8 protein-coding genes are annotated in these 8,827 nt (G+C 44.1%); 2 read left to right on the plus strand and 6 right to left on the minus strand.

Annotated features, from left to right (window positions below):
- Nucleotides 1–44: 44 nt before the first annotated feature.
- The 5 genes from E2R66_RS25540 to pdhA form a co-directional block, all read right to left on the minus strand.
- Nucleotides 45–1,142 carry a helix-turn-helix domain-containing protein gene (locus tag E2R66_RS25540; RefSeq protein ID WP_133236225.1) on the minus strand — a complete coding sequence of 366 codons (1,098 nt, stop codon included), beginning with the start codon at nt 1,140–1,142 and terminating at the stop codon, nt 45–47.
- Between the two features lie 130 nt (nt 1,143–1,272).
- Nucleotides 1,273–1,971, minus strand: coding sequence for an SMUG2 DNA glycosylase family protein (locus E2R66_RS25545; protein ID WP_133236223.1), 699 nt, complete (start codon nt 1,969–1,971; stop codon nt 1,273–1,275).
- A gap of 56 nt (nt 1,972–2,027) precedes the next feature.
- Nucleotides 2,028–2,759, minus strand: coding sequence for a M90 family metallopeptidase (locus E2R66_RS25550; protein ID WP_240049531.1), 732 nt, complete (start codon nt 2,757–2,759; stop codon nt 2,028–2,030).
- Nucleotides 2,760–3,150: 391 nt separating this feature from the next.
- A complete protein-coding gene (locus tag E2R66_RS25555; RefSeq protein ID WP_133236221.1) occupies nt 3,151–4,833 on the minus strand; it encodes a pyruvate dehydrogenase complex dihydrolipoamide acetyltransferase in 1,683 nt (560 codons plus the stop codon).
- A gap of 33 nt (nt 4,834–4,866) precedes the next feature.
- Entirely contained in the window at nt 4,867–5,862 is a 996-nt protein-coding gene (gene pdhA / locus E2R66_RS25560; protein WP_133236219.1) for a pyruvate dehydrogenase (acetyl-transferring) E1 component subunit alpha, read from the minus strand.
- A 682-nt stretch (nt 5,863–6,544) separates the two neighbouring features.
- Here pdhA and E2R66_RS25565 point away from each other — a divergent pair.
- Together E2R66_RS25565 and E2R66_RS25570 are read left to right on the plus strand one after the other, a co-directional pair.
- Nucleotides 6,545–7,126, plus strand: a complete 582-nt coding sequence (locus E2R66_RS25565; RefSeq protein WP_133236217.1) for a C40 family peptidase — start codon at nt 6,545–6,547, stop codon at nt 7,124–7,126.
- Nucleotides 7,127–7,187: 61 nt separating this feature from the next.
- On the plus strand, nt 7,188–8,309 hold the full coding sequence (locus E2R66_RS25570; RefSeq protein WP_158288504.1) for a CapA family protein: 1,122 nt from the start codon (nt 7,188–7,190) through the stop codon (nt 8,307–8,309).
- Here E2R66_RS25570 and E2R66_RS25575 read toward each other — a convergent pair.
- The gene (locus E2R66_RS25575; RefSeq protein ID WP_133236213.1) at nt 8,306–8,491 is read right to left on the minus strand and encodes a hypothetical protein; all 186 of its coding nucleotides are present in this window, start codon (nt 8,489–8,491) and stop codon (nt 8,306–8,308) included. The two genes, E2R66_RS25570 and E2R66_RS25575, sit on opposite strands and share 4 nt — an antisense overlap.
- Nucleotides 8,492–8,827 lie beyond the last annotated feature (336 nt).

Raw genomic sequence — 8,827 nt, forward strand, 5'->3', positions numbered from 1 at the left:
TCGCCCCAAAACGTGAATTGGGGCGTACCAAAATAGGGCCGGGACTATTTTTTGATATATTCTGACGGCGAAAAGCCGGTAAGCTCTTTAAATATACGGTTGAAAGATGTTTTTGAATTGAAACCACATTCGAAGGCAATACCCAACAAAGTAAATTTTTCGAGGTCGTTTCCGGCCAATCGTCTTTTGACCTCATCAACCCGCCAGGTATTCACATAGCTGTTAAAAGGTTTGTTAAAGGCAGCATTGATATTGGCGGAGACAGACCGCGCGGGTAAATCGATATATTTCGCTAACTCGGCCAGGGTAAGTTCTGTGTTCAGATATAGTTTGCCGCTTTCCATTGCGGTATGTATTTTGGCAATTACTTCGGCATCAGCAATAGTGGTAGTGGTGTCCACCGGGAGCTGGACCTCCGGTTGGTAGGCAACTTCTACATTGGCCTGCCGGTAGCTATAAATACCTAAAATATAGATGAGCAAGCAAAGCAAATCATTAGACACATCGTATTTGTAAAACAAATTCCTGGCGTCGCGTAATACAGCTTCCACCAGCCAAAACACACAAACCATCACCATCAGCAATAGACATACTTTAAGCCAATTGAGCATCTTGAGGGCAATGTCTGAGTAGTTTTCTTTTAGCCAGCGTTGATAGTCTTTGATAATTAGAAGCGATAAAACGAGGTAAACTACAAGCGATAGCCAGGTGCCATCGTACTCTATACGATAGGTATAGGGTAGGTGCAGGTTAAACCAAATGTTATACCGTGTTTTATAATCCTGTAGAGCAACATACCAATAGAAACCTGCTTGCATAAGCACCGGCAAAAAATGCAGTAGATACCGCAAGCGGAATTTGAACGCTGCGTTGGTGATAGCTCTTACATAAAAATATAATAACGGCCCGAAACCAAAAGAAAAATAAATGGGTAGGAAATAAAGGTTGGCATTTTGGGAATATAAGCCGCTCACTCTAAAAAACGCATCGACGAGCCAGCCGCTGATAGCCAGTATTAGTAAGCCAAGCAGGCGGTTTGCTAGTTTGTTTTTGGTTGAAAAAATCAGCAGACCTGCTGAGAAAGCGCCTAATACAATTGCAGCAAAATACACAATTGTATATAGCGAGAGCTCTATTTTCATGGAAGGAAAGATAAGAAAAAAGGCCCGACGGACCTTACTTTATTCGAATGCGAATCCGGTAAAGCAGCATCGGCTTTTAAATTGGCTATAAACACTGCCACAGTTTAAAATACATAACTGTAATTTGGTATTAGCTATTCATCCTTGCAAAAGCCTCCAAATATTTATCAATATAAAATGCCTTCGATTTACTTTTGTATTGCATGATGAACCGGGGATGCTCCAGTGCGACAACCTCTTTAAAGAAGCTGTATTGCGCGTTTATTTTTTTGATGAACTTTTCGTTTTGGCCCGTACCGAAACAAAAGCATAGGTCAGTATCGATACCCAGCGCTATTTGCTTTCTGAAGTTATCGATGATATATGGCGTTACCGCCTCGGTTAATGCCGCGCTGTCGTAATAGTTGTAGTTCTTTTCCCTTCCTTTTGCATCAATGGTAGTAAAGCCGAGGGGGCAAACAGAATTGATGTAAATATCCTTATAAAATGCCTCCGGCCCACCATAGGCATTTATCACCTCGTACACGAATACGGAGGAAGGTTCGTGCGTTATGCGGCCCTCGTAAGCAATGTGGCACTCGCTTACCAGCCGTTTTGGGTCGGTAAAAGGGATGCCGGTTAAGCCGCTGCCGAACCTGCCGGGATTGATACCCATGATGAGGTGGCGTTTATGATCATCCGCATAATATTTACGATAAAATTCTTCGGATATGCGGAATACCTCCTCCTCTTCGCGAAAGGGGTTCATGATGCGGATGCCTGTAGGCAGGGGAGGGCCGGTGTACTCGAGTCCGCGGTTGAATTCAATTACTTTATCAGCGAAGGTCATGGAAGGGGTTTGATTTCGGATTTCGGAATTTCGATTTCGGATTTAGAATTTCGGATTTAGGATTTTTTTGATGGATCCTGTCCGAATACCTTGCTCAACATATCATATAACTCCGGATGTTTTGTTTGAAATTGCTCAGGCTTGGTAAAGAAATACTCCGATACTACCGCTAAAAACTCTGCCTCGTTGGTAGTAGCGTAGGGGTTGATGTCTGAATGCCCTTCTTCTATCTTATGAATTTCCTGGTGCATCATCTTTACCCATGGCTCCACATATTCATGCTCAAGGAAACCCTCGGGCACGCCGTCGGTTGCGCCATCGGCTTTGTCCAGCAGGTGCACAAATTCGTGAATTCCCGTATTTTCTTTGCCCGAATTTTTCGAAAAGCCTTTTGTCAACGCTGCGCGGGAGAGTATCATCTGCCCGTTCATATAACCGCTACCAACCATTCCCATAATGTTACGCCCCTCGCCCGCTTCGCCTTCAAACTCAAAATCTTTGTTGAAGGTATCGGGGTATAAAAGTACGTTGGTGACGTTACGATAGGTCCAATCCTTAAAACCGAAGATGGGGATAACTGCGCTTGCCGCCACCATGATGCGGTCGGTATCTGTAAGCTCCAGGCCAACGCCTTCTATACGGACATCATCCAGGAATTGCTCTATCTTATCTTCGAAGTAAAGTTTATCAGTATCGGTAAGATGGTTGTAGAATTGGATGTTGCTTGCGAGTATTTGCTTTTGAGCAGGTATAAGCACTGTTTTGGCCAATTTATGTTTGCGGCGCATTTTAATAATAACAGCAATAAAAAAGGCAGAAACAACTATGAACATTAATTCCATGACGACCATAAGTAGGGGGTATGCATGGGCAATTTAGTAAAAAATGTGGCATTGGTGGAATTACAAATATATCCTGTCCGCGACCGCATCTTTATCCCCGCGTCATTGCGAGGGAAGCGAAGCGACGAAGCAATCCTCGGCTTTAAGGTCCGGATTTGCAGAGCGGCTCTGCCTGCCGATGGTTGCCACGCCGCCCCCTTTCACAATCCACCCCTCGTGCGGCTCGCAATGACGATGTGGTGAATCTCGGTCCATTATCAATCGCCCAAAACAATAATAGCGATGAGCCTAAACCCATCGCTATTCTAAATCCGAAATCGAAAATTCGAATCCGAAATTATATCAAAAGCCTTACAGGCTCTTCCAGTAATTGTTTCAATGTTTGCAGGAATGCTGCTGCTAAAGCACCATCAACCACGCGGTGATCTGAACTTAGGGTAACTTTCATTACGTTGCCTGGTACTACTGCACCATTCTTCACAACAGGCACGGCTTGTATGCCGCTTACCGCCAGGATACATGCGTTCGGTGTGTTGATGATGGCCGTAAACTCGTCTACACCAAACATGCCTAAGTTAGATATGGTAAAGGTTGAGCCCTCCATTTCTGCCGGCTGCAATTTTTTGTTTTTTGCTTTGCCAGCAAGCTCTTTCACTTCCTGAGAGATGTGGCTAAGCGATTTGCCATCGGCAAATCTGATAACCGGTACCAGCAGGCCTTCGTCTACCGCAACAGCTACGCCGATGTGTACATGCTCGTTGGTACGTATCTTATCGCCCAGGAACGATGAGTTGATGGCCGGATGTTGTTTTAAAGCAACGGCAACGGCTTTCACCACGAAATCGTTGAAGGATATCTTAACCGGTGCAACATCGTTTATTTTACCACGGGCGGCAATCGCTTGATCCATATCTATCGACATGGTAACGTAGAAGTGCGGCGCAGTGAACAAGCTTTCAGACAATCTGCGGCTGATTGCTTTACGCATCTGCGTAACATTGCGTTCGCTGAATTTTTCTTCGCCTGTGAAGGTTGGCAATACTATTGGTGCTTTTGCCGGTGCAGCAGCCGGAGCCGATGCAGCAGGCGCAGCTGCTTCAGGAGCAGTAGCGGCTGGTTTTGCAGCCGAAGGTGTAAAGCTTTCTATATCTTTTTTGATGATGCGACCGCCATCTGCGCTGCCTTTTACATCATTCAAGTTAATGCCTTTGTCTTTTGCAATTTTGCGTGCCAGCGGCGATGCTTTCACGCGGCTATCGTCTTCGGTAGACCCTGTTGCGGTAGCGATTGGTGCAGCATCTGAACTTGCAGCGGGTGCAGCTTCGTCAGCCGGGGTGGCCTCCACAGCAGGTGCAGCATTATCAGCGTTCAGTAATGGGGTAATATCCGTACCGGCTTTACCAACAATGGCTATGATGCCGTTTACAGCAACAGCTTCACCTTCTTTAACCCCTATATATAATAACGTACCGGCTTCGTAACCCACAACTTCCATAGTAGCCTTATCGGTTGCAACGTCGGCTATTGAGTCATCTGCTTTTACTGTATCACCAACTTTAAAGTTCCATTTTTCAATGGTGCCTTCGGTCATGGTATCGCTTAGCAAAGGCATGCGTATTACAGCAGCCGGGATGCTTGCCAAATCAACCTTTGGTTTTGCTTCAACGGGTGCAGCAGGTTTTTTATCTTCGGCAGGTGCCGGTTTAGCATCTGCGGCAGGCGCTGCCTTTGTTTCAGCGGCCGGTGTAGCATTGCCTTCCAGCAACGGTTTATAGTCTTCGCCTTCTTTACCTAATACTGCAATGATGGCATCAACAGGTACGGCATTACCTTCCTGTACACCTATGTAAAGCAGTGTGCCATCCTGGTACGATTCAAAATCCATCGTGGCTTTATCGGTTTCTATCTCGGCCAATACATCGCCTGATTTTACCGTGTCGCCAACTTTTTTATGCCATTTTGCCAATACCCCTTCGGTCATGGTATCGCTCATCTTAGGCATTTTAACTACTTCAGCCATATACTGTTTGTTGTTAATATTTAGGTATAATAATTAGTCGCGGATGTAAGGATAATCCTGTTGCACATAAACATCGGTATAAAGTTCCGATGCTTCAGGCCATGGTGATTCTTCGGCAAATTTCACCGCTTCGTCTACCTGTGCTTTTATCTTGGCTTCAATTTCTTCAAACCAGGCATCGGTAGCGTAACCTTCTTTTTGTATGGTCAATTTTACCACTTCAATAGGGTCTTTGGCTTTGTAGCTTTCCAACTCTTCTTTAGTGCGGTATTTCTGCGGGTCGCTCATCGAGTGGCCTTTGAAACGGTAGGTACGCATCTCCAGGAAGGTTGGGCCTTCGCCGCGGCGTGCACGTGAAACGGCTTCGTCCATTGCGTTGTGAACAGCAACGGGGTCCATCCCGTCTACCGGCGATGATGGTATGCCGTATGGCAAGCCAAGCTTGTAAATATCTGTTTGTATGGTTGTCCGCTCTACAGAAGTACCCATGGCGTAACCATTGTTTTCGCAAACAAAAATTACGGGCAGTTTCCATAGCGCAGCCATGTTGAATGTCTCGGTTAAAGCACCCTGGCGAACGGCACCATCGCCCATGTAGGCAATGTTTACGTTATCAGTACCTTTGTATTTTTCGGCAAAAGCTATACCCGCACCCATTGGTATCTGGCCGCCTACAATACCATGCCCGCCATAGAAATGGTTTTCTTTGTCGAACATGTGCATTGAGCCACCTTTACCCTTAGAGCATCCGGTTGCTTTACCATACATCTCGGCCATGATAGCGTTTGGAGAGGTGCCTTTTGCTAATGCGTGCGCATGATCGCGGTAAGCGGTTATCAAGCTATCCTCGTGGCGTATAACCGACATAGCGCCGGCCAATACTGCTTCCTGCCCAATGTACAGGTGGCAAAACCCACGGATTTTTTGCTGACCATATAACTGGCCAGTTTTTTCTTCGAATTTCCGCATTAAAAGCATAGACTCATACCACATCAGGTAGGTGTCTTTAGTTATTTCGATTGAACTCATTTATTAAAAACAATTCTAAGAGAATGTGCAAATCTAATTATATCTCGCAAATAACCGAAACTGCAACGAATTTGTTGTAAAGATTTATTTAACATGAATGTAACCTTTTTCGACACCGGAACGCACTTTTAATTAAAACCGAAATATCATTTGGATAGTGTGTAAAAAGTACGCTTTATAAGGGTGCAATATATTGGTTTTTCGTAATAATCTTTTTAGTATTAGTGTTGCGTAAATTTTTTATAGCTTGGTTTAACCGCAGAGAATCACACAGAAAGGACAGTTTTTAGCAATATGCAAATCATTATAACACATCTCGAGACAAAAACACCAAAGAAATACTGTGTTGTTCTTCGGCTATACCGTGCGCACTTTTGTTAAAACTGCAGGCTTTGTCTTGATCGGAAATTGCCCTCATTACGGCGATCTGACTCGGTTTAAATAGCAGGCCTCTATAAGGCTTAAAATTAGTATTTTAGATATTTGTCATCTTTCGAAATATTTACTTTAACGATAAAATATATCAATATTGATTAATATATTCTACCGCAGCGAACATGAAATTAATTTCATTATTTATTTGGTGGTTTAGATTATTTGTATAGTTTTGTGTCTAACAATAGACACACTGTCTGATTTAATATACGTTTGTTGTCCCCTGATCAACAAAAAAAGAGATTAAATGAAGAAATTTGCACTTGCTATTGCATTATTTATGAGCGTTTTAGCCGCACAGGCTCAAACAAAAAGCGTTCCAGTTCAACCAGCTGATTCTGACGATCAGGAGTCTTTAGCTAAAGATTATCTTTCACAAATTATGGGAGTGGCTCTTTCGGCAACTTCTAACATGAAACTTTTCAACTTTGTGCACGATTGGATTGGTACACCATACCGTTTCGGAGGCAGCTCTAGAAAAGGTATCGATTGCTCTGCATTTACAAAACAGCTTTATAGCGATGTGTTTAATTTGACCATCCGCCGCAGTTCCCGCGATATCTTCAGCATGGTTAACCCTGTTAGCAAAGATGATTTGAAAGAAGGCGATTTGGTTTTCTTTAAAATACATAGCCGCCGCATTTCGCATGTGGGCATTTACCTGGGCAATAACAGGTTTGCGCACGCTTCATCTCGTGGCGTGGCCATCAGTAGTTTAGATGATGCTTACTACAGCCGTTACTTTTTTAAAGGTGGCCGTATGTTGGAATCGTTTAAGACTGAGCTGAGCAGCGATAACGCGGATAAGCCGGGGCCGGACAACAACTAGTAAACCTAAATTATTATATTCGTAATCCCCCCATCGCCAAATGGAGGGATTTTTTTTGCTTATGAAACCAGGGCCTAAACTCATTTCCTTTTGCGTACTATGCCTGTCGATAGCCGGTTGCATCAATCCGGCTATGCAGCAGGCAGCAAAAAAGCCTGAAACTGCGGTCGACACCATAATCCCAAAACCAACTGTAGATAGTACCGTACACATAGCCGCCGTTGGCGATATGATGCTGGGCACCGCATATCCCAACACCAATGGCTTGCCGCCCGATAGCGGCAAGAACAGTTTTAAGGAAGCCCTCCCGGATTTACGCGAAGCTGATATAGCCTTCGGTAACCTGGAAGGCGTTTTGCTCGATACCGGTGCGCCATCGGCCATGAAGCTGAAGTTCCGCAGTAAGCCTTATCTGTTTAAGATGCCTGAATATTATGGCGGTATTTTTAAGGATGCAGGTTTTGATATGTTGAGCGTTGGCAACAACCACAGTAACGATTTTGGATTACTAGGCCGCGACAATACTATGAAGGTGCTGGATAGCCTGGGCATTCACTACGCGGGACTTAAAACATCGCCCACAAAAATTTTTACGCTTAATGGGGTTAAGTATGGCTTTTGCGCCTTCTCGCCAAATAGCCAAACGGTGTCTTTGCTGGATGTTGAGGGTGCCAAAGCCATTATACAAAACTTGAAGCTGCAAAGTGATATTGTTATCGTGTCGTTCCACGGTGGGGGCGAGGGTGTTGCCTTTGAGCATGTAACCCAAGCCAGCGAATCGTACAAAGGCGAGCGGCGTGGCAACGTGTATGCATTTGCTCATGCGGCCATAGATGCAGGCGCAGATGTGATACTGGGGAACGGCCCGCACGTAAGCCGTGCCATGGAACTTTATAAAGATAGGTTAATAGCTTACAGTCTGGGTAATTTTTGTACTTACCGCAGCGTAAGCGTAGACGGTGTTTGTGGCCTTGCGCCTCTGCTAAAATTGCGTATAGATAAAAAAGGTCGCTTTTTAGGCGGCAATATCGTGTCGTACCGCCAATCGCACGATAGGGGGCTTGAGCGCGACACACTCAACCGTGCATCGCGACGCATAAAAATGCTTACCGAAACCGATTTCGGGCAACCGGGCCTCAGTATTTCTGAGGATGGTGCGATAACGCCGGTTACGGTTAACTAAGCCTCGTCCTTAGTGTTGCGTACCAGGCTTATGCCGGTAGAAAAGAATAATACAGAAATTACGCCCACTACGATTAATGTAGTGGCGTCCCCTTTATGGTTGATAACTTCAACCCCTGTCCAAATGAGGCCGATAATACCCAATACGGTAAGCACAGTTCCGAAAGTTCGTTTTAAATTCATATGTTTTTTATAGGTTATATACGTTTTGTATAGATGTATGGTATTAACCTGTTTTTGCGTAGTTTGTTTGGCTGCAATAAACAGGGGAAACAAAAAAGCGATTGGTAAATTACTAATCGCTTTTTTGTTTGGCTTAAGCATCAAAAAGCTTTATACTTGATTTTTGATTATCAAAGCCTTATTATTACCCAATGCATTTAGATAGTTATGACTATAAACCTGAGTTCGATTAATAATTGAGAATAGATTTGCCAATCAAAGGAAATGTAAGTATATTTAAGTGTCTGAAATTCAAATATTTAAATACATTTCCACATGATTGACTTCAATAAAATT

Source organism: Mucilaginibacter psychrotolerans, from assembly GCF_004519315.1.
Lineage (GTDB): Bacteria > Bacteroidota > Bacteroidia > Sphingobacteriales > Sphingobacteriaceae > Mucilaginibacter > Mucilaginibacter psychrotolerans.